Below are 23,150 nucleotides of genomic sequence, written 5' to 3'. Positions count from 1 at the left end.
GCGCCGAGCCGTCAGAGGTTCAGCCAGCCGCGCACCCGGCCCACCAAGGTGCGGCCTTGGTCGCGCGCCCGTTCGGCGAAGAGGAAGTTCATCTCCTCCTCGAGCGCCTTGCGCACCACGTCGCGGAATTCGATCGCGGCGGCGTGCATGTCGCCCGCGTTGTGCCAGGGCGCCGGGTCGATAGGCGCGCCGGCGGAGAAATAGAAGCGCTCCGGACGCGGGATGACGGTGGGACCGACGCCGCGGATGAGCGGCGGGGTGAGGTCGCGGCTGAGGCCGAGCGCTTGCACGGTCCAGCGCAGCGGGCGCAGGATCGGATGGTCGCCGTCGGCCACGATGTCGTAGGCGTCGTCGACACCGATCATCGCGACCGGGACGATGGGCGCGCCGGCCTCGATGGCCATGCGCGCGAAGCCGCTGCGCCCCTCCCACTTCAACAGGTACTTCTCGTTCTTGCGGCGGACCGCCTCCCGGCCGCCGCCGGGAAACACCATCACGGCCTCACCGCGGCGCAGCAGGGCCAGACAGTTGGACCGAGTCCCGCGTACCGCGCCGTAGCGGTGCAGCAGGTGACGTACACCGGGCACGTTGATCAGCACGTTCTCGGCGAGACCGCGGATCAGGCGGCCGCGACGGCGCAGTACCTCGGGCAGCAGCATCGGCGCGTCGATGCCGCCCAGCAAGTTGTGGTTACCGACCAGCAGCACCGGGCCGTCGGCGGGAATGTTCTCCAAGCCGTAGAAGCGCGGGCTGGTCCACGCGCGCAGTGGCGCGAGCAGGGTGTCGATCACCCGCAGATCGGTGCCGGTCAGCGAGACCGACAGCGGCGCACCATCGGTGAGCGCCGGATCGGCGCTGTTCGCGGCGCCGGAGCGCCGGGTGCGGGGATCGGAGCGGGCGTCCGACATGAACCCTCCTGGTGTCGATTCGATGACGATAGCGCAACGAAATCGACTGCGTCGCACCGGATGTGCGCGTCACATCGTGACACGCCCGATTCGGTCGATCGACCAGCTCGTTCGTCGTCCCGGCAAGCCCATCGCGAACTCGCAATCATCACCCCGCCGAGGCGCACGAGACGTCCGTTCCGACGCCCGCCCCCGCAGCGAAACCCCATGGCATGCGCACTGCTCCGCGCCCACATCCGCGTCGGCGTATGTACCCACGTGGCGAGGCTCCGAGACAGCCGACAACCAGCGGCTCGCACCGAACTCCGCTGCCGTGGGGCCGAGTCGCAGGTCGCGGCTGGGGGAAGCGAAACCTACTCGCCGGACTCCCCCGTGCCCGCGTGTGCGTACTCCGAGAGGGCAGCAGCCAGAGCATGCGGGACGCGCGCGTGCACGCGGGTTCCCCCCTCCTCGTGGTGTGAGTCCAGGATGCGGCCGTCGGCATGGATGCGGGCGAGCAGGTCGCCGCGCGTGTACGGCAGCAGCACGCTGATCTCCACGTCCAGGCCGCCGAGCATTTCGGCGAGCCGCTCGCGCAGCGCGTCGATGCCATGACCGCTGTGCGCGGAGACGAACGAGGCGTCCGGCAGCAACGCGCGCAGGTTGGTGCGCTCGGTCGGCCCCATGGCGTCGGTCTTGTTCACCACCAGCAACTCCGGCGGGGCGGGCGTACCGGATTCCTTGATCACGTCGGTGATCACCTCGCGGACGGCCTTGATCTGCTCTGCGGGCAGTGCGTCGGAACCGTCCACCACGTGCAGCAGCAGGTCGGCGCCGGTCACCTCTTCCAAGGTGGAACGGAACGCCTCGACCAGTTGTGTGGGCAGATGCCGCACGAAACCGACGGTGTCGGTGAAGACGACCTCGCGCCCGTCGTCCAGCTCCGCCCGGCGGGTGGTCGGATCGAGAGTGGCGAACAGCGCGTCCTGGACGAGCACCCCGGAACCGGTGAGCTTGTTCATCAGGCTCGACTTGCCCGCATTGGTGTAACCGACGATCGCGACGGACGGGATGCCGCTGGAGTTGCGGCGCGCCCGCATGGTGTCGCGCGCGGTCTTCATCTCCCGGATCTCCCGGCGCAGTCTGGCCATGCGCTCGCGAATGCGACGCCGATCGGTTTCGATCTTGGTCTCACCGGGGCCACGCAGACCCACGCCGCCGTTGCTGCCCGCGCGGCCACCGGCCTGCCGGGACATCGACTCGCCCCAACCGCGCAGCCTGGGCAGCATGTACTCCATCTGAGCCAGCGACACCTGCGCCTTGCCCTCCCGGGAGGTGGCGTGCTGGGCGAAGATGTCCAGGATCAACGCGGTCCGGTCGACCACCTTGACCTTGACCACCTTCTCCAGGGCGGTCAGCTGCGCCGGAGTCAGCTCGCCGTCGCAGATGACGGTGTCGGCGCCGGTCTCCAGCACGACGGTACGCAGCTCCTCGGCCTTGCCGGAGCCGATGTAGGTGGCCGGATCCGGCCGGTCGCGGCGCTGGATCAGCGCTTCGAGCACCTCGGAACCCGCGGTCTCGGCGAGCGCCGCCAGCTCGGCCATGCTCGCCTCGGCCTGTGCGGCGGTACCGGCGGTCCATACGCCGACCAGCACGACGCGTTCCAGGCGCAGCTGCCGGTACTCGACCTCGGTGATGTCGGCGAGTTCGGTGGACAGGCCCGCCACGCGCCGCAGTGAACTGCGTTCATCCAGTTGCAGCTCACCCACGGTCGGATCGGCCGACCAGCCGGACCGTTTCATCCGCGCGGCGTGCTCGGCGACGACGTCGCCGGAGACCGCGTCTTCGCCGGTCACGGCGTCGTCGGCCGCCTCGGCGGCGCGATCGTTCGCGTCCGCCGGAGTGAATTCATACGTCTCTGATTTTCTCATACACCATCCATGCTGCCACGACATCACCGCAGCACGCACCCGGTTATCGAATCGCGACGCCGCTACAGCCCGTCCCACCACGATCCGGCGAGATGGCCCGTGGCCACCAGGACCGACGGCCCGCGCAGCCAGGCCGAGCCGCGCTCCAGGCCGACGGTCAGTTCGCCGCCGGGCACCCGGACCGTCACCCGGCCGGTGTCCTCGGCGATCCGGAAGCCGTCGGCGGCCAGCGCCGCGGCGGCCGCGGCGACGGTTCCGGTTCCACAGGAACGGGTTTCGCCAACGCCACGCTCGTAGACCCGCATGTCGACCGACCCCTCTGCGTCCAACGCGGTGACGATCTCGACGTTCACGCCGTGCGGGAACAGGTCCGGATCGAAGCCGGGCGCCACGGTGAGGTCGAGCTTGCCGAGCGCGTCCGCGGACATCGCCGGATCGACGCAGGCCAGATGCGGATTGCCGACGTCGATACCGATGCCGGGCAGCGCCCAGCCCGCGAGAGTCGCGGTGGACGCGCCGAGTTCGCGCACCGGCCCCATACCGACGGTGACGTCACCGGTGACCGCGTTCCCGGCATGCACCGTCACCGGGCGCGCGCCGGCGCGGCTACCGACGACGAAGCTGTCGCGGGTCTCGAGTCCTGCCACGTTCAGGTAATGGGCGAACACGCGCACGCCGTTGCCGCACATCTCCGCGATCGAGCCGTCGGCGTTGCGGTAGTCCATGAACCAGTCGTCCGCGCCGACACCCTCCGGGATCCGCGTGAGCACACCGGCGGCCAGCAGCGCACCGGCGCGCGCGACCCGAAGCACACCGTCCGCGCCGAGCCCGCGACGGCGATCACACAGCGCTCCGACCTGCGCGGCCGTCAGCGCCAGGCCGGCCCCCGGGTCCGGCAGCACCACGAAGTCGTTCTGGGTGCCGTGCCCCTTGGTGAACTCGATATCCGGCACGTGCGATGTCTCCCTATCTCGTCGTCACTTGGCAAACGTCCGGCGCTGCCGGGAAATTTCGTAGAGCGCCACCGCGGCCGCCGAGGGCGCTCCCAGCGAGCTGGCCGTGCCACCCATCGGGATGTACACCATGTCGTCGCAGGCTGCCTGCCAGGCCGTGCTCATCCCGCTGGTCTCGTTGCCGACCACGAGGATGGTCGCGTCGGTGAAGTCGTAGTCGTAGGCGGCGTGCGGGGCGTGCTCGTCGGTCCCCACGATGCGGGTCGGAATGCCACGGCGCACCTGCCGGTTACGGAACTCCAGCACCTGTGCGGGCCCGGCCGCGCGGATCACCGGCACGGCGAACAGCGAGCCGGTCGAGGCCCGCACGGCCTGCGGGTCGTACTGGTCGGCGCCGTGCCCGGTGACGATGACGCCGCAGGCCCCGAACGCGTCTGCCGAGCGGATCAGGGTGCCGAGATTGCCGGGCGAGTTGGGCCGGTCGAACACCACGACCACCGGCGCGTCCTCCCCCGGCTCGCCCGGCTCGAAGGTTTCCAGCTCGGGCTGCCGCGACTCCGCGACCGCCACGAGTTCCGGTATCCCACCGGCTTTCTCGCCGAGCTCGGCCATCAGTTCGGGCACCAAGCCGACCTGCGGCACGCCGCTGGTGTCCAGCACTTCGCGCGCCCAGCCCGACAGCTCCTGGCCGCCCAGGCGGTACAGCAGCGTCTCCAGCGGCCAATCGTTGGCCACGGCTTGCGTGATCGGACGCACCCCTTGCACCAGGAAACGGCCGTCGCGATGACGTTTGGTGCGATTGTTGAGGTAGGCCTGCCACACCTGGACGGAGGCGTTGCGCGTGCTCACACGTCGGGTCACTGCGGAGTCCGTTCTTTCTCTTCGAGCAGGGCCAGCGCCGTCGCGACCGGATCCGCCGCGCCGCCGTCCACCCACCGCACCCGAGGATCGCGCCGGAACCAGGAGCGTTGCCTGCGCACGTAGCGCCGGGTGCCGATCAGGGTGCGTTCCTGAGCGTGGTTCAGGTCGTATTCGTTGTCCAGATAGGCCAGGACTTGTGCGTAGCCGATGGCGCGCCGGGCTGTGACGCCCTCCCGCAGGCCGTGCTCGATCAGGCCGCGTACCTCCTCGACCAGCCCACCGTCGAACATCGCCGCGGTGCGCCGCTGTATGCGCTCGTCCAGTGCCGAGGTCTCCCGGTCGACGCCGATGACGACGGTGCCCCAGCGCGGCCGCCCGATGGTCGGCGCCGAGGCGGCGAACGGCTCTCCGGTGAGTTCCACGACCTCGAGCGCCCGCACCATGCGGCGCCCGTCGGTGGGCAGGATGGTGGCCGCGGCCACCGGATCGGCCTCGCGCAGCGCCGCGTGCACCGCCGCGACACCCCGCTGCGCGAGCACCGCCTCCCAGCGCGCCCGGACGGCCGGATCGGTGGCCGGGAATTCCCAGTCGTCCAGCAGCGCCTGGACATACATCATCGATCCGCCCACGATGACGGGCACCCGGCCGCGCCCCATGATCGCGACGACGTCCGCGCCTGCCGCCGCCTGATAGGCGGCCACGGAGGCGGTGTCGGTCACGTCGAGCACGTCGAGCTGGTGGTGCGGAATGCCCCGGCGCTGCGCGACGGGCAGCTTCGCGGTGCCGACGTCCATGCCGCGGTAGAGCTGCATGGCGTCGATGTTCACGATCTCACCGCCGAGCCGTTCGGCCAGTTCGAGGGCGAGATCGGATTTGCCGGTGGCGGTGGGACCGACGACCGCGATCGGAGTGATGCCGGAATCGCTCACGGCGCATCATCTCCCGTGGGCCGCCAGAGGCTCACGTGGTAACCGACCCCGAACGGAGCGTCGCAGTAACGGGTCTCGACCAGCGGGTCGGTCCGGAACAGACCGGCCAGCACCTGGTAGGCGGCGCGTCCGGAAAGGCCCAGTTCGGCGCACAGCCCGGGATCGAGTGCCCGCAGCGCGGCGCGATCCCCCGTGGTCAGGGCGTGATCGAGCTGGTCCTGCACCGGCCGGGCTCGTTCGTCGAGGTAGCCGGGTGCCTTGGTGGACAGTGTCGCGGCGCCGTCCGCGACGACCAGCACACCGCGCGGCGCGACGTCGCCGTCGAGATCGGCGCGCAGCTTCGCCCCGGCCTCGCGGCAGTGCTCCGGCGTCGCGTCCGCGGGGACGACGCGCGCCTCGGCGACCGCGCTCGGGGCGGCCTGCCCGCGCAGCCATCCGCCGATCAGCACGGACAACGGCAGGTCGGCTTCGGCCACCTGCGCTCCGGCGACCGCCGCGCCGGAAAGACCGACGCGCACGTCCGCGCCGAATCCGCGGAACGTGCCCGCGGTCTCCGGACCGAACATGCCGTCGCCTGCGCCGACGCCCAGCACCGTCCAGCGCTCCGTCACGGCCGCGAAGGCGCGTACGGCGTCGAGCACGGCGGACCGCAGCACCTCGCGCGGGTCGGAATCGCCCGCTCCCGCCGAGTCCGCCACGCCGCCGCACAGCTCGGGAACCAGCACGGGTGGCGACGGAACCAGAGCGGCGACGGAGAACACGTCGTAACCGTAGTCGTTGCGGGACCACCGGTACCGCCCGGCTTCGAGTGTCTCTGCCGGAAATACCGCCGGGATTGATAGTGTTCGAGGAGCTACAACCCAGGTCATCAGGGGTTGGAAACCCCCGGGATTCCTCCTCGGGAAGGCATGGGTCGATGGTCACAAGGGCTCGGACCGGGTTGAATGGGATGAGCTAGGGCGTAACCAGGCAGCCGTGACGCGCGGCAGGGACGAGGAAAGATGACCGACAGCAACGGAACCGCGAAAGCCGGCCCCGGCAAGATGCCCCGTTCTTCCGGTGCCCCGAAACCGGGCCGCTCGATTCCACCGCCCAAGCCGCACGCGGTCAAACCCGCCCCTGGCCCGGCTCAACAGCATCCCCATCCCGTCGTAGTCCCCACCGTGTCCGATCCGAGCCGGTGGGGCCGGGTCGATGAGGACGGTACCGCCTGGGTGAAGACCCCCGAGGGTGAACGCCAGGTCGGCTCGTGGCAGGCCGGTGACGCCACGGAGGGACTGGCTCACTTCGGCCGCCGGTTCGACGATCTGGCCACCGAGGTCGCTCTGCTGGAGGCCCGGCTGGCCGCGGGCGCGGACGCACGCAAGACCAAGGCCGCCGCCGTGGCGCTGGTCGAGTCGCTGCCGACCGCCTCCGTCATCGGAGACATCGAGGGGCTGGCCCGGCGCCTGCAGGTCATCGCCGAGCACTCCGAAGAAGCCGCCGCGCACGCCAAAGAAGAGAAGGAACGCGCCCGGCACGAGCACACCGAACGCAAGGAGGCGCTGGCCGCCGAGGCGGAGAAGATCGCCGCCGAGTCCACCCAGTGGAAGGCCGCGGGCGATCGGTTGCGCGAGATCCTGGACGAGTGGAAGTCCATCCGCGGCGTGGACCGCAAGGTGGACGACGCGCTGTGGAAGCGCTACTCCAAGGCCCGCGAGGCGTTCAACCGCCGCCGCGGCGCGCACTTCGCCGAGTTGGATCGTGAACGCGCCGCCGCGAAGACGCGCAAGGAAGAACTGTGCGTGCAGGCCGAGGAGCTGTCCGGCTCCACCGAGTGGGTGGCCACCGCGGGCGTCTTCCGCGATCTGCTCGCCGAGTGGAAGGCCGCCGGGCGCGCGCCGCGCGAGGCCGACGAGGCGCTGTGGCGGCGCTTCAAAAGCGCGCAGGATGTGTTCTTCGCCGCCCGCAACGCCGCTGTCTCCGAGCGCGACGCCGAGTTCGAACAGAACGCGGCCGCCAAAGAGGAACTGCTGAGCGCCTACGCCTTCATCGATCCGTCCGCCGACCTGGAAGCGGCCCGTAGCGCGCTGCGCGAACTCCAGGGCAAGTGGGACACCATCGGCAAGGTGCCGCGCGAGCGCATGCAGGACCTCGAAGGCAAGCTGCGGGCGATCGAGAAGCGCGTGCGCGACGCCGCCGACGCGCAGTGGCGGCGCACCGATCCCGAGGCGATGGCCCGCGCCGCCCAGTTCCGGGAGCGCGTGGCGCAGTTCGAGGAGCAGGCCGCGAAAGCGCAGGCCGCGGGCAACTCGCGCGACGCGGAGAAGGCGCTGGAGCAAGCCAAGCAGTGGCGGGAGTGGGCTGAGGCCGCCGAAGGCGCCGTCAGCAACCGCTGAGTCCGGCTCGATCGATGATTGCGGCCCTTCCCATCCGGGAGGGCCGCACGTGTGTGGGCGATCGCTCAGGAATCGCCCATGAGACGACGCCGGTCGCGTTCCTCCGCGGCCGCGGAGGCGTTGCGGCGCTGCTCCTCGGCGGCCAGGTGCAGCGCGGTGCGGCTCCACACCACCCGGATCCAGTGGAAGGTGAGCACGACGGTCACGATCGCGCCCAGGATCAGGCCGATGCCGGGCCCCGCACCGATGTAGTTACCCACGCCGGGGGTCTGACGGTGCCAGATCGAGAGCACACCGAACACACTGGCCACAGCGCTGCCAGCGACGGCGACCCAGGCCAGCACCCAGCGGCGGGTCATCAGCGCCAGCGTCGAGAACCCGATGCCGAAGACCACGAGGAACCAGACGAACACCCGCGAGGGCAGCCCGATGTGCTCGTCCCGCGCGACGTCGGTGTTCAACAGCACATCGAATCCGCGCGCGGCGCCGGCGTGCGACAGCACGAGCGAGGCCAGCAGCAGGAACACCGCACCGGCCACGACCATGGCGCGGATGCCCGGATCGATCTCACCGGCGATCTTGCGCTCGACGGCGTCGAGATCGTCGCGGAACTGTTCGAAATCGCCGGTGCTCTCGACCGAGCTCACTGAGTCCTCGTTTCGTTCGTCGCCATCGCGGCTGCCTGGCTGGTGTCGCGGGTTCGCCGCGGACGCTGCGCGCTCCTCGTCACCGGACGCGGGAACGGCACCATCGGCGCCGCCCTCGTCGTCGTCCGGGCCGGTGGTCATGCGCCGCAGCCGGTCGAGCAGCCCGCGGCCGCGGGTTCCGCGATGGGCGCGCCGATGCGGGGCAGGCCGAGCCCCACACCGATCGGCGCGGTCTTCGGTGTGATGCCGCGCTCGTGCGCGTCACCGGCGCGGGTGCGGCGGTGTGTCTTGAGCACGGCATCGGCGACCAAGTGGTGCGGCGCCGCGGCGGTGATGTCGACGGTGACCAGGTCGCCGGGGCGAATCGGCTCGGCGGTGCCACCCGGCCGGAAGTGCACCAGCCTGCCGTCGCGCGCGCGGCCGCTCATGCGCGCGGTCGCGGCGTTCTTCTTGCCCGCGCCATCGGCCACGAGTAGCTCCACCTCGGTGCCGACCAGCTCACGGTTGGCGGCCAGGGAGATCTCCTCCTGCAGCGCGATGAGGCGGTCGTAACGTTCCTGAACGACGGCCTTGGGCAGCTGATCGGGCATGTCCGCGGCGGGCGTGCCGGGCCGCTTGGAGTACTGGAAGGTATAGGCGCTGGTGAAACGCGCCTGCCGCACCACATCCAGGGTCTCCTGGAAATCCTCTTCGGTTTCCCCGGGGAAGCCCACGATGATGTCGGTGGTGATCGCGGCGTGCGGCATCGCGGCACGCACCTTGTCGATGATCCCGAGGTAACGGGCCTTGCGGTAGGAGCGGCGCATCGCCTTGAGCACCCGGTCCGAGCCGGATTGCAGCGGCATGTGCAGCTGCGGACAGATGTTCGAGGTCTCGGCCATGGCATCGATCACGTCGTCGGTGAACTCGGCCGGATGCGGCGAGGTGAAGCGGACCCGCTCCAAGCCCTCGATATGCCCGCACGCGCGCAACAGTTTGGCGAACGCGCCGCGGTCGCGCGGCTCGCTCGGATCGGCGAACGACGCGCCGTAGGAGTTCACGTTCTGGCCGAGCAGCGTCACCTCGAGCACACCCTGCTCCACCAGTGCCTGTACCTCGGCGAGCACGTCACCGGGGCGGCGGTCGACCTCCTTGCCGCGTAGGGCGGGCACGATGCAGAAGGTGCAGGTGTTGTTGCAGCCGACCGAGATGGAAACCCACCCCGCGTAGGCGGATTCGCGCTTGGCCGGCAGCGTGGACGGGAACGCCTCCAGCGACTCCAGGATCTCCACCTGGGCTTCCCGGTTGTGCCGCGCCCGCTCCAGCAGCACCGGCAGCGAGCCGATGTTGTGCGTACCGAAGACCACGTCCACCCACGGCGCCTTGCGCACCACGACGTCGCGGTCCTTTTGCGCCAGGCAGCCGCCGACAGCGATCTGCATGCCCGGATGGCTCGCCTTGGTCGGCGCCAGGTGACCGAGCGTGCCGTAGAGCTTGTTGTCGGCGTTCTCACGCACGGCACAGGTGTTGAAGACGACGAGGTCGGCCGTCGCGCCGGGCGCGGCCTTCACGTATCCCGCGTCCTCCAGCAAACCCGACAAGCGTTCGGAATCGTGCACGTTCATCTGGCAACCGAAGGTGCGGACCTCGTAACTGCGCGCTGTGCCCTCGGCGGGAGCCTGCACTGCCTGTCCGATCGAATCCACCCATCCAGGGTACGGGGCGGCCTTCGACGGTTTTCGCGGGCATCGGCGCAGGCTCCGGGCGTCGGCGGCCGACACCGATCCGACCGTGAGGTTACGCGCGCATGTCGAATCGGCGCGGCGAGACGGTGTGTCGCGGAAAGCCGGGCAAATCCCCGATTTTTGCCTAAGGTCATGACCATGACCGACGACGCCGCCGCTCCCGGCACTCCCGGGGACGCCTCTGCCGGGGACGTCAGCGCCGCCACCAGCGCGCCGCCGATGATCTTGATGCGCAATGTGGACAAGCACTTCGGCGACCTGCACGTACTCAGGGACATCACTTTGGAGGTCCCGAAAGGGCAGGTCGTCATCGTTCTGGGCCCATCTGGCTCCGGTAAATCGACGCTGTGCCGCACCATCAACCGGCTGGAGCCGATCGACTCCGGCGACATCGCCATCGATGGTGTCCCGCTGCCCGCGGAGGGCCGCGCACTGGCCGCCCTGCGCGCCGACGTAGGCATGGTCTTCCAGTCGTTCAACCTGTTCGCGCACAAGACGATCATCGAGAACGTCATGCTCGCGCCGGTCAAGGTGCGCAAGGTCAAGAAGGACGACGCTCGCGCCCGCGCCATGGAACTGCTCGACCGGGTCGGCATCGCCGATCAGGCCGACAAGTACCCGGCACAACTGTCCGGCGGGCAGCAGCAACGCGTCGCCATCGCCCGGGCGCTGGCGATGAACCCGAAGGTGATGCTGTTCGACGAGCCGACTTCCGCGCTGGACCCGGAGATGGTCAACGAAGTGCTCGAAGTGATGGTGTCGCTGGCCAAGGAGGGGATGACGATGCTGGTCGTCACCCATGAGATGGGCTTCGCGCGCCGCGCCGGGAACCGGGTGTTGTTCATGGCCGACGGCCAGATAGTGGAGGACGCGTCGCCGGACGTCTTCTTCACCGCCCCGAAGTCGGAGCGGGCCAGAGACTTCCTGGGCAAGATTTTGAGCCACTGATCTGCCGGACAGCGGCCAGCACACCCACGGATAGGGAGAAGGAACTCGATGAGGATCAATCGCGCTCTGCGCATCGGCGTCGGGGCGATCGCCCTGACACTCGCCGCCGCGACCGCCACCGCGTGCGGCGGCGGCGACGACAAGTCCGCCCTGGACCACGCCAAGGACGGCAAGCTCACCATCGGCATCAAATTCGACCAGCCGGGTCTGGGCCTGCGTAACAAGGACGGGTCCTACAGCGGCTTCGATGTCGAGGTGGCCGAGTACGTCGCCGGGAAACTGGGTGTGCAGCCGGACCGGATCACGTTCAAGGAAGCGCCGTCACCGCAGCGGGAGACGCTGATCGAGAACGGGCAGGTCGACTACATCGTCGCCACCTACTCGATCAACGACAAGCGCAAGGAGAAGATCGACTTCGCCGGCCCGTACTACATCGCCGGACAGTCGCTGCTGGTGCGGGCCGACAACACCGACATCAACGGCCCGGACAATCTGAAGGGCAAGAAGGTCTGCTCGGTGAAGGGCTCCACACCGGCCCAGAACATCGAGAAGAACTTCCCCGATACCCAGCTGCAGACCAACGACACCTACTCGCTCTGCCTCGAGGGTCTGCGCGCCGGATCCTGGGACGCCGTGACCACCGACGACATCATCCTCGCCGGGTATGCCGCGCAGAGCAGCGGCGCGTTCAAGGTGGTCGGCAAGCCGTTCACCACGGAGAACTACGGCATCGGGTTGAAGAGGGGCGACAAGGAACTGCGGGACAAGATCAACGACGCCATCGAGTCGATGATCGCCGACGGCTCCTGGAAGAAGGCCTTCGATTCGACCGTCGGCGCGTCCGGCTACCAGGCCCCCCAGCCGCCGACCGTGAATCGGTACTGACCTCCCGCGCCCGGACGGGTGGCCCGGGCCACGCCCCGGCACGGGCCACCCACCGCACTTTCCTGACCATCGAGACCTGATCGGAGGGACGCGTCCGCCGTGTTCGACCTGATCTCGAGGTACGACAACCAAATCCTCGAAGCCTTCTGGGTGACAATTCAACTGACCGTGCTCTCCGGGGTCGGCGCGCTGATCATGGGCACTGTCGTGGCCGGCTTGCGCGTGTCTCCCGTGCCCGTCGCCCGCTGGGTCGGCACCGCCTACGTCACCGTCTTCCGCAACACCCCGCTCACGCTGATCATCGTGTTCATGTCATTGGGCCTCTACACGACGATGGGCTGGCGCCTCGCCGGCGAGGGGCCGGATTCCCTGGCGCAGAACAACTTCCGCTTCGCAGTCATCGGCCTCAGCATCTACACCGCCGCCTTCGTCTGCGAGTCGTTACGTGCGGGCATCAACACCGTACCGATGGGCCAGTCCGAGGCGGGGCGCTCACTCGGCTTCGGCTTCTTGCAGAACTTGCGGCTGGTCGTGTTGCCGCAGGCGTTCCGTTCGGTCATCGCTCCGCTGGGCAGCGTCCTGATCGCGCTGACCAAGAACTCCACCATCGCCTCGGCCATCGGTGTCGCCGAGGCGGCGACTCTGATGGCGGAAATGACCGAGACAGAGGCCGCGGTCCTGGCGATCGGAGCGATCTTCGCACTCGGCTTCGTAATCCTGACCCTGCCGACCGGCTTGCTCTTCGGCTGGCTGGCCAAGAAGTACGAGGTGGCTCGATGAGCGTCAGTGAGGCGCGGGTATGAGCGCGGGTGCTTCGGTCCTGTTCGACGCGCCGGGCCCGAAGGCGAAGCTGCGCAACACTGTCTACTCGCTGCTGGTTGTGGCCGCCGTGGCCGCGGCAGGCTGGCTGCTCTACCGCGGCTTCGCCGAGAAGGGGCAGTTCACCGCGGAGAAGTGGAAGCCGTTCCTGGAGGCGGAGGTCTGGTCGACCTATCTGCTGCCCGGTCTGCGCGGCACGATCGTGGCCGCGCTGCTGTCGATCGTGTTCGCGTTGATCATCGGCATGATCTTCGGCGTCCTGCGACTGTCGGATCATCGCATCGTGCGTTGGGTCGCGGGGGCGATCGTCGAGGTGGCGCGTGCCATCCCGGTGCTGATCCTGATGATCTTCCTGTTCGCCGTGTATTCCGAGTACGACGTGTTCAAGTCCGATGATCTCGCGCTCGCCGCGGTGGTCACCGCGCTGACCGTCTACAACGGCTCGGTCATCGCGGAGATCGTGCGAGCGGGCATCCGCTCGCTGCCGAAAGGACAGACCGAGGCCGCGGTCGCGCTCGGCATGCGCAAGAACCAGCTGATGCGGTTGATCCTGTTGCCGCAAGCGATCACGGCGATGCTGCCCGCGCTGATCTCGCAGATGGTGGTCGCGCTGAAGGACTCGGCACTGGGCTACCAGATCACCTACGTCGAGGTCGTGCGCTCGGGGCAGCAACTCGGCGCGGCCGAACAGAACACGATTCCGGCGCTGATCGTCATCGCGATCATCATGATCGCCCTCAACAGCACGTTGACGCTGGTTGCGACCCGGCTCGAACGACGGCTACGGGCACGTAAGCGAGGCAAGGGCGGCGGCGCCGTCGTCGCTGCGGACTCGGTCATCACCGACGCGGCCCCCGGTGTCGACATCGGTAAGACGCCATGAGCCTCCGGAAACCGAGGCGCCGCAAATCATTCGGAGAGGAGTGCTCCGGCGAACCATAGTGATCGGGATGCGGATGTTGTGCTCGAGCTGAGCGCAACACTCGTGCCCTCGGCGGTATGCGGCCAATCTCGTAGGCGAAAGCCGATCCCCGGTAGCCGACCGGTGGGACGGTCATCAGTGCTTCGTACCCGCGGGAGTTGATGATCGATGACCAGCCGTACCTCCGACCGCCTCGTCGACCGGTCCTCTGCCTGTTCCGGCGAGCGACGGCGGACCGGGTACGCGGACCGCACCGTCATGGCCGGCATCGAGGCCGTCGAGTTGTCCGCCGACACCGGAGAGATGTAGACCGGCGATGCCGCACCCGAAACCCGCGCAGCGTTGCACCTCCGCGGCGGCAGTACGAAGGGTACTGACCTCGACCGCCGCAGGCCGGGCCCCGATCGGCTGTCCGAGCAGCGACAACCAGCAAACCGACCGGAAACGCCGTAGCCGACCGCGATTCCGCTAGCCGCGGCCGAGGTACATGGCCGCATGAGAATCCGTATCCCGCGTATCCGACCGGCGTGGAGCGCAGTTGTGAGCGGGATGCGGCTTCGCGCGGCGGCTGAACTCAATCGACGGGCTCGTCGAGGTCGCCCTCGACCCCTCGATCGGCCAATTCGGCTTTGACCACCCGATAAGCCGTGGCCTGGCTGTAACCACGCCGAGCGAGCATGCCGACGAGACGACGAATCATCTTGTCCCGGTCCAGATCTCGCGGCAAGGAGCGTAGTTTGCGGCGGACCAGCTCGCTCGCGCGAATCTCCTCGTCGTCGGTGGTGATGGCGTCGAGGGCGGCGGTGGCATCCGACTGCGCGACCCCCTTGCGCCGAAGTTCCTGTGCGAGCGCCTGCTTGCCTTTACCGGAGAAAGCGTGACGGGAGTGCACCCATTGCTCGGCGAAGGCGGCATCGTCGATGAGGCCCACTTCGGTGAGTCGCTCGAGTGCCCGTTCACTCACTTCGGGCGAATAACCCTTCGCGGCGAGACGCTGGGCCAGCTCGGCACGACTGCGGGCGCGGACGGCGAGCAAGCGGAGACACGCCTCCTTCGCCTGCTCGACCGTCCCGCCTTCGGATCCGGCCGCCACCGGATCCGCCGATCGGCCCTCGGGCCGGCCGGAGTCGGTCGAGGAAGAGCCGGTCCGCCCCCGCGCGGCGCGGTGACCGCGACGGGACCCAGCCGGACGCGCCCGCTGCGGATCGGACGCGTCCGGCCGAGTTCCCATGATGTCCGGCGCCACCGAACCACCTTCGGCATTCCGGACGAGTTCGGAATCCTGTCCGCGCGGCCGGACGCCGTTCGGCGAACCGGAGGCGGACAGGAGTTCTTCCAATCGGCGCCGCATGTCCTGCACGACGTCGCCCCCGGCATCGGCCGGGGACGTCCCGGGCGAGCGCCTGCGGTTCGTCGGCTCAGAAATCGGCAGGCACCTCCGCGGCCGCATCGGCCGTCACATCGGCGCCGATGCCGAGCTTCTCCTTGATCTTCTTCTCGATCTCATCGCGAACGTCGATGTTCTCCAGCAGGAACTTGCGGGCGTTCTCCTTGCCCTGACCGAGCTGATCGCCCTCGTAGGTGTACCAGGAACCCGACTTGCGGATGAAGCCGTGCTCGACGCCCATATCGATGAGCGAGCCCTCCTTGGAGATGCCGTGCCCGTAGAGGATGTCGAACTCGGCCTGCTTGAACGGCGGGGAGACCTTGTTCTTCACGACCTTCACGCGGGTGCGGTTGCCCACCGCGTCGCTGCCGTCCTTGAGCGTTTCGATGCGGCGCACGTCCAGACGCACCGACGCGTAGAACTTCAGCGCCTTACCGCCGGTGGTGGTCTCCGGCGAGCCGAACATCACGCCGATCTTCTCGCGCAGCTGGTTGATGAAGATCGCGGTGGTGCCGGAATTGTTCAGCGCGCTGGTCATCTTGCGCAGCGCCTGGCTCATCAGGCGGGCCTGCAGACCGACGTGGCTGTCGCCCATTTCGCCCTCGATCTCGGCGCGCGGCACCAGCGCGGCCACCGAGTCGATGACGATGATGTCGATGGCGCCGGAGCGCACCAGCATGTCGGCGATCTCCAGCGCCTGCTCACCGGTGTCGGGCTGGGAGACAAGCAGCGCGTCGGTGTCGACGCCCAGCTTGCGGGCGTAGTCCGGATCGAGCGCGTGCTCGGCGTCGATGAACGCCGCCACTCCACCCGCGGCCTGCGCGTTGGCCACCGCATGCAGCGCCACGGTGGTCTTACCCGAGGATTCCGGACCGTAGATCTCGACGACGCGGCCGCGCGGCAGCCCGCCGATGCCCAGCGCCACGTCGAGCGCGATGGAGCCGGTGGGGATCACCGAGATGGGCTGGCGCGCCTCCTCGCCCAGGCGCATGACGGCGCCCTTGCCGAAGCTCTTCTCCACCTGGGCCAGCGCGAGTTCGAGCGCCTTGTCCCGGTCGTACGCCTGTGGTGCCATGTCGTGATCCCCTTTTCGACGGGTGAGTCTCGTTCTGTGGTTGGCGCCTACAGTAGAGCCCGGCACCGACAAGTTCTGGCGACCAGACTAGACGAACAGGTGTTCGAGTCAAGTGACGCGCCCGGCGCGCCCCGCACCGCCCGCGCCGCCCTCGGCGAACGCCGCGTGATCAGGGCACCAGCGCGATCCGGTCGGTGTGCAGCAGCGTCTGCGCCTGCTTGAGCACGCGCAGCGACGGCGTCACCTCGAGGCCGGCGATTCCGTCCAGCGCACCGAGCCGCCCGGTCACATACCGGTAGAGATCCGCGGTGTCGCGGCAGATGATCGATGCGAACACATTGCACGGTCCGGTGGTGGCGGCGACGAAGACGATCTCCGGGTGCGTCGCAATCGCGCGCCCCACCGCGTCCAGATCGGCGGGACGCACGCGTAACCACAGCGCGCCGCGCACCCCGTAACCCATCCGCTCGATCGCGAAATCGACGTCGAAGTACAGCACGCCCGCCGCTGTCAGCTCGGCCATCCGCCGCGCTACCCGCGGCGCCGTCCACCCGGTCTCGGCGGCGAGCTGGGCGTACGGAGCGCGCCCGTCCCGGCCGAGCAGCGCGAGCATCGCCTCATCGGCCGGGGACAGGTCCACCGGCGTCTCCGGTCCCGCATCCGCGGGCCGGGGCCGGGCGGCTCCCAGCTCGTCGAGCTGGGCGGCGGTCAGCAGGTGCCGATGGCGCGGCCACTCCTCGTCGAGAGGAAAGCGGTGGATGACCTCGTGCGCGGTCAATTCCAGCACTTGCGGGGCGCGCGGCAGGATGTGCAGCAGCAGCGCGTCGCGCCGCTCGATCGAGCGCGGCCTGCCCACGCAGGTCACCTCGGATCCGGTGGACAGCAGTGTCACCCAGCTCAGGTCAGGGAACCGCGCCAGCGATTCGGCCAGCCGCAACGCTTTGTCCGGCGTCGATCTCAGGCGCAGCACCCAGCGCGCGTGGCCGAGCGGCACCGCGTTCACCTGGCCGGACACGTGCAGGATGCCGCGCTGACGCAGCGCGCGGTACCTCCGCGCCACTGTCTGCTCGGACACCCCGAGGATGCCGCCCAGCCGGGCGAACGGGATCCGGGCATCGTGCACCAGCGCGTGCACGATCTGTTTGTCCAGCACATCCAGTTCAGAGGATTCCTTCGAGATACCGTCGAGCACAGGAGGAATCTAACGCCGATGCGCCTGCGGCTAGGGGGATCCGTCCGAATCCCGCACGCTTGGCGTCGATATCGTTCGAATCCGCCGTGGAGGCTCCCGTGAGGAAATGGCTCCCCCTGTTCGCCGCGTGCCTAGGCACGCTGATGCTGCTTATCGACGTCACCATCGTGAACGTCGCCCTGCCGGACATCGCCGCCGATCTGGACACCGGATTGTCCGGCTTGCAGTGGGTGGTGGACGGCTACGCGTTGGCACTGGCGGCATTGCTGCTGGTGCTCGGCTCGCTCGCCGATCGGATCGGCGCGAAGCGCGCGTATCTGGCCGGACTGATCGTCTTCGCGGTCGCGTCGCTCGGCTGTGGCGTCGCCGAGTCCGCGGGGGCACTTGTCGCGGCCCGAGCGCTGCAAGGCGTCGGCGGCGCGGCCATGTTCGCCACCACACTGTCGCTGCTGCACGCCACCTACACCGGCCGCGACCGCGGCGTCGCCTTCGGCGTCTGGGGCGCGGTGTCCGGTGCGGCGGCCGGAATCGGAGTGGTGCTCGGCGGCGTCCTCACCGATGCGCTGTCGTGGCGCTGGATCTTCTTGGTCAACCTGCCCATCGCCGTGCTGGCGATCGGCCTGACCGCCACCGTGTTCCCGCCCTCACCGCGGCGGGTCGACCGAGCGGTCGACGTGCCGGGCATGCTGGCTTTCGCGACCGCGGCGACCGCGGTCACCTACGGCGTCATCCGCGGTGGCGAGCACGGCTGGACCGACACGGCCGCGGTGACCGCGTTCGCGCTGGGCGCCGCCGCGACACTGGTCTTCGTCATCGTCGAAGCGCGCCGTGCCGCACCGATGTTCCCGCTGGCACTGCTGCGCAACCGCGATTTCGGCGCGACCCTGTTCGGCGCGTCCGGGCAGACGTTCGCCGCGTTCGCGAGCAGTCCATTGATCTCGCTGTGGCTGCAGCAGCAACTGCACATGTCACCACTGCACGCGGGCCTGGCGATGCTCCCGATGGCCGCGACCGCGTTCGTGGTGGCGGGCGTGTTCGGACGGCTGCTGCACGACGTCGCACCGAAGTGGACCATCGGCGCCGGGTTGGTGGTGGTCGGCCTGGGCACCTGGCTGCTCATGCTCGTCGGCCCCGAGTCCTCCTGGGTCGCGCTGAGCCCCGGATTCGTGGTGATCGGCATCGGGATCGGCGTCAACGCGCCCGCGCTGGTGTCGGTCGGCATGGCGGCCGTCGCCACGGAGCAGGCAGGCACGGCGGCGGGTGCGGTGAACACCGCACGGCAATTGGGCTTGGCCCTCGGCGTCGCGGTACTCGGCACCGTGTTCCGCGATGTGGCGACCGTCGAACAGCCGATGACGTTGCCGCACTTCGTCGCCGGGCTCGACGCGGCGTTCGGCGTCGCGGCCGCGGTTGGCGTCGGATTCGGCATGGTCGCCTTCGCCCTGTTCCACCGGCAGCGCGTGGATGCCGCGCCGTCCGAAGCCGAGCGGCATACGGTCGCCGCCTGACCGCGATCGGGCACGACGAGACGGCGGCGTCCGGTCGGGGCGCCGCCGTCTCCTGCGCCCGGACGGTCCGGAGAGCCCCTCAACGCGAGGGCAGCACCGATTCGTCGCCCGGCTCGCGCGGCCCGAAGATGCGCCGCTCCGATTCCTCGATGCGGACATCGTTGATGCTGGCCTCCCGGCGGGACATCAGCCCGTCCGGCGCGAACTCCCACTGCTCGTTGCCGTAACTGCGGAACCACCGGCCGGACTCGTCGTGCCATTCGTACTGGAAGCGCACGGCGATTCGGTTGCCCTCGAAGGCCCACAGATCCTTGCGCAGCGCGTAGCCGTTCTCGATGGACCACTTCCTGGTGAGGAACTCGACGATGGCCTCGCGTCCGGTGAAGAACTCCGCACGATTGCGCCACACCGAATCCTCGGTGTAGGCGGCGGCCACCCGCTGCGGATCACGGGTGTTCCAGGCGTTCTCGGCGGCCCGCACTTTGACTTTCGCGTTTTCCGCGTCGAACGGTGGCAGTGGAGGTCGCATGGGACGGCTCCTTTCTCGTGCAGGTCAGGGATTGACGGGTGACAGCTCGGCCGGCCCCCACCGCAGCGCTCCTCCGGGCCGCTCGACCACTTCCTCGACGGTGAAGTCGAGAGAGCACTGCGCGCCTGCCGCGAAAGTATCCGGCGCCCAGATCACTGCGGCGGTTCCGGTGAGCTGCAACATGGCGCCCGTGGACCAGTCGGGGATCAGAATCCCGCAGCGGGGGTTGACCTCGATATTGCCGAGCGTCATGAACATCGAATTGCCCCGGTAGTCCGGCCAGCGCAGCCGCGTGGGCGAAAGCACTTGCAGAAAACCGGGGTTCCCACCGCGGTGCGAGGCGTCCGCATTGCCCTCGCCATCCGCGGTCGCGACGAAGAACGTGTCGGCTGCCGCTATCGCGGCCCGCTGGTCGGCGTCGAGTTCGACACTGTGACGCACCGTCGGCGCCTCGATGTCGGGCGTAAAGCTCTCGACCTCGCGGCGGGAGATGTACTTGGGACAGTTCGAGTACACCTGATCGGTCACGATGCGCAGGCCCGCACCCTCCGCCGTCGATCTGCCGTTGACCCGCATCCGCCTGCGCCGCTGCGGTTGCAGGGCGATCATGCCGACGCGGGAGCGTCGGGTCAGCGCTTCGTGCAACGGATCGGCGGTCCCCGGCCGGGCACCGACCGATATCGTCCGGTCGTCCACCGCTCGGACGAAACCCGGCTGCCCGACCACTTCGCTCGCCCACAGCCTGCCCGCCGTGTCGGCGGCGGCGAGCACGACCATCCGTTGTTCGGCCAGGAAGCCGGCGGCGACCGCGGGGATATCGGGCCGGATCATGCGGCCGACCCGTTCGGCGATGTCCGCTTGGCCCATCCTGCGCTGGACGGCGACCTCTCCGCTGTGAAACGGCTCAGGCACGATTCTCCCTTCGCTGTGCGGATGACCGGATCAGAAGAACCCGCAGGTCGGGGCGGCGCCGCTGGGCGCGGGCGCGGATTCGGCGCCGCTGGGCGCGTAGACCTCCAGCCGAATGCCGTCGGGATCGGTGAAGAAGATCCCACCGGAGGCCACGCCCTCGCCGTGCGCCACCACCCCGTCGTGCGCGATGGCGACCGAGAGCTCACGCAGCACCCGCTCCACCGCGCGCACCTGGTCGATGCTGTCGACCTGGAACGAAAGGTGATGCAGTCCGGGCGTTTCGGCGGAGAACGCGCCGTCGCTCTGTTCCCACAGCGTGACGACCAGCTTGCCGTCCGCACCGAGGAATGCCCAGCGGCGCTGGGCATCGGTGCTCGCGGCGAGCTGTTCGAAGCCGAGGGCCCGGCGATAGAAGTCCACCGAACGATCCAGATCGGAGACGTTCAGGCCGATGTGCCCGGTGGCGAGGTGAGGTGCGGCGACCGCGGTCATGGTGTTCCTCCTCGGAATGTTTAACCGATAAACTCGGTTTTGACAGTTAGAACATATCGACGCGCAACGCTCGCGTCAACCATCGAAAATGTTTTGATCAGTTAGACGGGAGGTGGCCACTCTGGACGGTGACCCGCACTCGATACCCTCGGGCATGCCCGATCCACGCCCCCACCTCGGTGAACCCCTGGCGCTCGATCTGCTGAACACGCGATGGATCGAGAACGGACCACAAGACCTGCTCACCGAGATCGCGGGCCTGCACACCTGGCTGACGTCCGCGAACCTGACCGATCGCGCGACCGCCGACGAGGCCACGTGGCACGCCGTGCTGGCCGCGCGGGCGGCCATCTACGACGTGATCGTGCACGCCTCCCCCGCGGCGCTCAACGACGTGCTGGCACACGGCCGCATCCGCCGCACGCTCACCGACACCGGGCCCGCCGAGCTGGTAGACGTTCCGGATCCAGTCTGGCTACCCGCCTGGCTGGCGGCCGACAACCTTCTGGAACTGCTGCGCGCCGCGCCCGATCGGATCCGTCAGTGCGCGCACCCGGAGTGCGTGCTGTTCTTCTACGACACCTCGAAGAACGGAACCCGGCGCTGGCACTCGATGGCCACCTGCGGCAACCGCACCAAAGCGGCCCGCCACTACGCGCGAAAAGCGTGAAGCTCAGAACAACTCGTCGAGCAGCCGGTAGTACTCCAAGCGACTCTCGTCCGGCTCGGTCTGCCCGTAGGCCGCCAAGAAGGCCGTTACTTCCCCTTCGCCGAAGTCCGCGCGCAGATCGCGGACGGCCAGTGCCAGATCGCGGTAGCGGTCGGCCACGCCGAGCGCGCCCACATCGAGCAGGATCTCGTTCTCCAGCACGTTCGGCGGGGTGAAATCACCGTGCGCCACGACCAGGTCCTCTCGATCCGGCCGCTGCCGACGCAGCCGCTCGAGGATGTCTGCCGGAGTGCTTCCGAGGTTGTCTTCGTCGAACTCGTCCGCGTCCACGAGCCCTTCGACGACGTTGCGCCGCGCCTGCGCCAGAACGACGTCGAGGCGTCCGTCGAACGGGCACTCGGCGACCGGAATGCTGTGCAGCCGCCGCAGTAACCCGCCCAGCGCGGCGCCGATCGACGTGGCGTGCGCGCTGCCGGAGTTCGTTCGCGCCGCCAGGCTGGGCGCGCCCGCGTCCATGAGTACCAGGACGTCGTCTTCGAACGCCGCGACCTCCGGTACGGGGATTCCCCGATCGCGCAACCAGGTGAGCCGCTCGTACTCGGCGACCGCCTTCGGTCCACGTTTGAGCCAGTAAGCGCCGTTGACGAAAGCCACTGCGCCGCTCAGGCCTTCGTGCTCGTCCGACCAGCTCGGCGACTCGCCGAACAGCGCCGCGACGGTAGGCGGCAACGGGATCGGCAGCTCAGCCAGCGTGTCCAGCGCCGCGCGGGTGGATTCGATCTCCTCGGGATCACCTTCCGCGACACGCAGCCGCATCGCCTCGGTCAGCAACGCGTGCGCCTCGGGCAGGTGATCGCGCTCGGCGAGCGCCTTGCCCAAGTGCTGCACGGCGAAGGAGAGCACTTCCGGAGCGGCCGCCCTGGCGTGCGCCACGGCGCGGCGGTACAACGTCTCGGCGGTGCCGACGTCGCCGTGGTAGCGGTAGACGTCACCCAAGTTGATCCACACACTGATCCTGCGCTGCTCGGTATCCACCAGTTCGAGCGCGCGATCGAGGTGATCGAGCGCCTCGTCGTAGCGGCCGAGCAACATCAGCTCGATACCGGTCTGCCGGTAGCTCGCGAAGTCGTCGGGGCGGGCCTGCGCCACCCTGGCGGCCAGGCGCTGCGGGTCGTGCGGGATCATCCGCTGCCGCTCGTCGAACCGGTATACCGGCTCGTCCCGCTCCACCTGCCCCGCGGGGCTCACCAGTGCGCCCTCGGCACATCGAAGTCGGCGCACAGGGCGCGCCAGACGTCGCGGGGATCGATCCCGGCCTCGATGGCGGCGGCGCCGGTGCGCCCGCCCAACGCGGGGATCACATGGTCGGCCAGCAGGGCATCGCCCCGGGCCACACCGAACTCGGTGTGCAACAGTTCCTGGAATTCGGTCAACCGCACCGTCCCGAACTTACTCCCATTCCACGCGTTGCCAGGTCAGTGGCACACCCGGGACCCGGCTC

At 69.1% G+C, this 23,150-nt stretch carries 24 protein-coding genes; 8 read left to right on the top strand and 16 right to left on the bottom strand.

Annotated elements, in window-relative coordinates; genetic code table 11:
* Positions 1 to 11: 11 nt before the first annotated feature.
* From ACFU5M_RS01975 to ACFU5M_RS01950, 6 genes are all read right to left on the bottom strand, one after another.
* Positions 12 to 908 carry a lysophospholipid acyltransferase family protein gene (locus tag ACFU5M_RS01975; protein WP_379042198.1) on the bottom strand — a complete coding sequence of 299 codons (897 nt, stop codon included), beginning with the start codon at positions 906 to 908 and terminating at the stop codon, positions 12 to 14.
* A 353-nt stretch (positions 909 to 1,261) separates the two neighbouring features.
* Positions 1,262 to 2,689 carry a GTPase HflX gene (hflX, locus tag ACFU5M_RS01970; protein WP_379042450.1) on the bottom strand — a complete coding sequence of 476 codons (1,428 nt, stop codon included), beginning with the start codon at positions 2,687 to 2,689 and terminating at the stop codon, positions 1,262 to 1,264.
* A 191-nt stretch (positions 2,690 to 2,880) separates the two neighbouring features.
* A complete protein-coding gene (dapF, locus tag ACFU5M_RS01965) occupies positions 2,881 to 3,762 on the bottom strand; it encodes a diaminopimelate epimerase (protein ID WP_379042447.1) in 882 nt (293 codons plus the stop codon).
* A 33-nt stretch (positions 3,763 to 3,795) separates the two neighbouring features.
* Positions 3,796 to 4,632 carry a TrmH family RNA methyltransferase gene (locus ACFU5M_RS01960; protein WP_379042196.1) on the bottom strand — a complete coding sequence of 279 codons (837 nt, stop codon included), beginning with the start codon at positions 4,630 to 4,632 and terminating at the stop codon, positions 3,796 to 3,798.
* On the bottom strand, positions 4,629 to 5,561 hold the full coding sequence (miaA, locus tag ACFU5M_RS01955) for a tRNA (adenosine(37)-N6)-dimethylallyltransferase MiaA (protein WP_379042194.1): 933 nt from the start codon (positions 5,559 to 5,561) through the stop codon (positions 4,629 to 4,631). Before miaA ends, ACFU5M_RS01960 begins: the two co-directional genes overlap by 4 nt.
* The gene (locus ACFU5M_RS01950; RefSeq protein WP_379042192.1) at positions 5,558 to 6,322 is read right to left on the bottom strand and encodes a hypothetical protein; all 765 of its coding nucleotides are present in this window, start codon (positions 6,320 to 6,322) and stop codon (positions 5,558 to 5,560) included. Before ACFU5M_RS01950 ends, miaA begins: the two co-directional genes overlap by 4 nt.
* Before the next feature lie 240 nt (positions 6,323 to 6,562).
* Between ACFU5M_RS01950 and ACFU5M_RS01945 the strand changes: the two genes are divergently transcribed.
* Positions 6,563 to 7,939 carry a DUF349 domain-containing protein gene (locus tag ACFU5M_RS01945; protein ID WP_379042190.1) on the top strand — a complete coding sequence of 459 codons (1,377 nt, stop codon included), beginning with the start codon at positions 6,563 to 6,565 and terminating at the stop codon, positions 7,937 to 7,939.
* 65 nt (positions 7,940 to 8,004) lie between these two features.
* On the opposite strand, the gene ACFU5M_RS01940 is transcribed toward ACFU5M_RS01945, so the two are convergent.
* Positions 8,005 to 8,586 (bottom strand): hypothetical protein, encoded by a 582-nt coding sequence (locus ACFU5M_RS01940; protein ID WP_379042188.1) that lies wholly within the window; start codon positions 8,584 to 8,586, stop codon positions 8,005 to 8,007.
* A gap of 137 nt (positions 8,587 to 8,723) precedes the next feature.
* Positions 8,724 to 10,271 (bottom strand): tRNA (N6-isopentenyl adenosine(37)-C2)-methylthiotransferase MiaB, encoded by a 1,548-nt coding sequence (gene miaB, locus ACFU5M_RS01935; RefSeq protein ID WP_379042186.1) that lies wholly within the window; start codon positions 10,269 to 10,271, stop codon positions 8,724 to 8,726.
* 258 nt (positions 10,272 to 10,529) lie between these two features.
* Here miaB and ACFU5M_RS01930 point away from each other — a divergent pair, with 258 nt between their 5' ends.
* The 5 genes from ACFU5M_RS01930 (at position 10,530) to ACFU5M_RS01910 (ending at position 14,193) form a co-directional block, all read left to right on the top strand.
* Positions 10,530 to 11,258 (top strand): amino acid ABC transporter ATP-binding protein, encoded by a 729-nt coding sequence (locus tag ACFU5M_RS01930; RefSeq protein ID WP_379042444.1) that lies wholly within the window; start codon positions 10,530 to 10,532, stop codon positions 11,256 to 11,258.
* 48 nt (positions 11,259 to 11,306) lie between these two features.
* Positions 11,307 to 12,143 (top strand): glutamate ABC transporter substrate-binding protein, encoded by an 837-nt coding sequence (locus ACFU5M_RS01925; RefSeq protein WP_379042184.1) that lies wholly within the window; start codon positions 11,307 to 11,309, stop codon positions 12,141 to 12,143.
* Positions 12,144 to 12,242: 99 nt separating this feature from the next.
* Complete coding sequence (locus ACFU5M_RS01920) at positions 12,243 to 12,923, top strand: amino acid ABC transporter permease (RefSeq protein ID WP_379042182.1); 681 nt, start codon at positions 12,243 to 12,245, stop codon at positions 12,921 to 12,923.
* A 19-nt stretch (positions 12,924 to 12,942) separates the two neighbouring features.
* The gene (locus ACFU5M_RS01915) at positions 12,943 to 13,845 is read left to right on the top strand and encodes an amino acid ABC transporter permease (RefSeq protein WP_379042180.1); all 903 of its coding nucleotides are present in this window, start codon (positions 12,943 to 12,945) and stop codon (positions 13,843 to 13,845) included.
* 207 nt (positions 13,846 to 14,052) lie between these two features.
* Entirely contained in the window at positions 14,053 to 14,193 is a 141-nt protein-coding gene (locus tag ACFU5M_RS01910) for a hypothetical protein (protein WP_379042178.1), read from the top strand.
* A 265-nt stretch (positions 14,194 to 14,458) separates the two neighbouring features.
* On the opposite strand, the gene recX is transcribed toward ACFU5M_RS01910, so the two are convergent.
* The 3 genes from recX to ACFU5M_RS01895 all read right to left on the bottom strand — a co-directional run bounded on the left by recX (position 14,459) and on the right by ACFU5M_RS01895 (position 17,538).
* Positions 14,459 to 15,115, bottom strand: coding sequence for a recombination regulator RecX (gene recX / locus ACFU5M_RS01905; RefSeq protein ID WP_379042441.1), 657 nt, complete (start codon positions 15,113 to 15,115; stop codon positions 14,459 to 14,461).
* A 187-nt stretch (positions 15,116 to 15,302) separates the two neighbouring features.
* A complete protein-coding gene (gene recA, locus ACFU5M_RS01900) occupies positions 15,303 to 16,346 on the bottom strand; it encodes a recombinase RecA (RefSeq protein ID WP_043694706.1) in 1,044 nt (347 codons plus the stop codon).
* A gap of 169 nt (positions 16,347 to 16,515) precedes the next feature.
* Positions 16,516 to 17,538, bottom strand: coding sequence for an Lrp/AsnC family transcriptional regulator (locus ACFU5M_RS01895; protein WP_379042176.1), 1,023 nt, complete (start codon positions 17,536 to 17,538; stop codon positions 16,516 to 16,518).
* Between the two features lie 98 nt (positions 17,539 to 17,636).
* On the opposite strand from ACFU5M_RS01895, the gene ACFU5M_RS01890 reads away from it, so the two are divergent.
* Complete coding sequence (locus ACFU5M_RS01890) at positions 17,637 to 19,046, top strand: MFS transporter (RefSeq protein ID WP_379042174.1); 1,410 nt, start codon at positions 17,637 to 17,639, stop codon at positions 19,044 to 19,046.
* 79 nt (positions 19,047 to 19,125) lie between these two features.
* On the opposite strand, the gene ACFU5M_RS01885 is transcribed toward ACFU5M_RS01890, so the two are convergent.
* The 3 genes from ACFU5M_RS01885 to ACFU5M_RS01875 form a co-directional block, all read right to left on the bottom strand.
* Positions 19,126 to 19,575 carry a nuclear transport factor 2 family protein gene (locus ACFU5M_RS01885; RefSeq protein WP_379042172.1) on the bottom strand — a complete coding sequence of 150 codons (450 nt, stop codon included), beginning with the start codon at positions 19,573 to 19,575 and terminating at the stop codon, positions 19,126 to 19,128.
* 24 nt (positions 19,576 to 19,599) lie between these two features.
* On the bottom strand, positions 19,600 to 20,442 hold the full coding sequence (locus ACFU5M_RS01880; protein ID WP_379042438.1) for a pyridoxamine 5'-phosphate oxidase family protein: 843 nt from the start codon (positions 20,440 to 20,442) through the stop codon (positions 19,600 to 19,602).
* 75 nt (positions 20,443 to 20,517) lie between these two features.
* Positions 20,518 to 20,979, bottom strand: a complete 462-nt coding sequence (locus ACFU5M_RS01875) for a VOC family protein (RefSeq protein ID WP_379042170.1) — start codon at positions 20,977 to 20,979, stop codon at positions 20,518 to 20,520.
* 154 nt (positions 20,980 to 21,133) lie between these two features.
* Between ACFU5M_RS01875 and ACFU5M_RS01870 the strand changes: the two genes are divergently transcribed.
* The gene (locus ACFU5M_RS01870) at positions 21,134 to 21,649 is read left to right on the top strand and encodes a CGNR zinc finger domain-containing protein (RefSeq protein WP_379042168.1); all 516 of its coding nucleotides are present in this window, start codon (positions 21,134 to 21,136) and stop codon (positions 21,647 to 21,649) included.
* A gap of 3 nt (positions 21,650 to 21,652) precedes the next feature.
* Here ACFU5M_RS01870 and ACFU5M_RS01865 read toward each other — a convergent pair whose 3' ends face one another.
* Positions 21,653 to 22,897, bottom strand: coding sequence for an APH(3') family aminoglycoside O-phosphotransferase (locus ACFU5M_RS01865; RefSeq protein ID WP_379042166.1), 1,245 nt, complete (start codon positions 22,895 to 22,897; stop codon positions 21,653 to 21,655).
* Entirely contained in the window at positions 22,894 to 23,088 is a 195-nt protein-coding gene (locus tag ACFU5M_RS01860) for a DUF3046 domain-containing protein (protein ID WP_379042164.1), read from the bottom strand. The genes ACFU5M_RS01865 and ACFU5M_RS01860 overlap by 4 nt, the downstream gene beginning before the upstream one ends.
* Between the last annotated feature and the right edge of the window lie 62 nt (positions 23,089 to 23,150).

The organism is Nocardia sp. NPDC057455 (genome assembly GCF_042802775.1).
Taxonomy (GTDB): Bacteria; Actinomycetota; Actinomycetes; order Mycobacteriales; family Mycobacteriaceae; genus Nocardia.
Note: the sequence above shows the minus strand (reverse complement) of the source record. Positions and strands in the feature narration are given on the sequence as shown.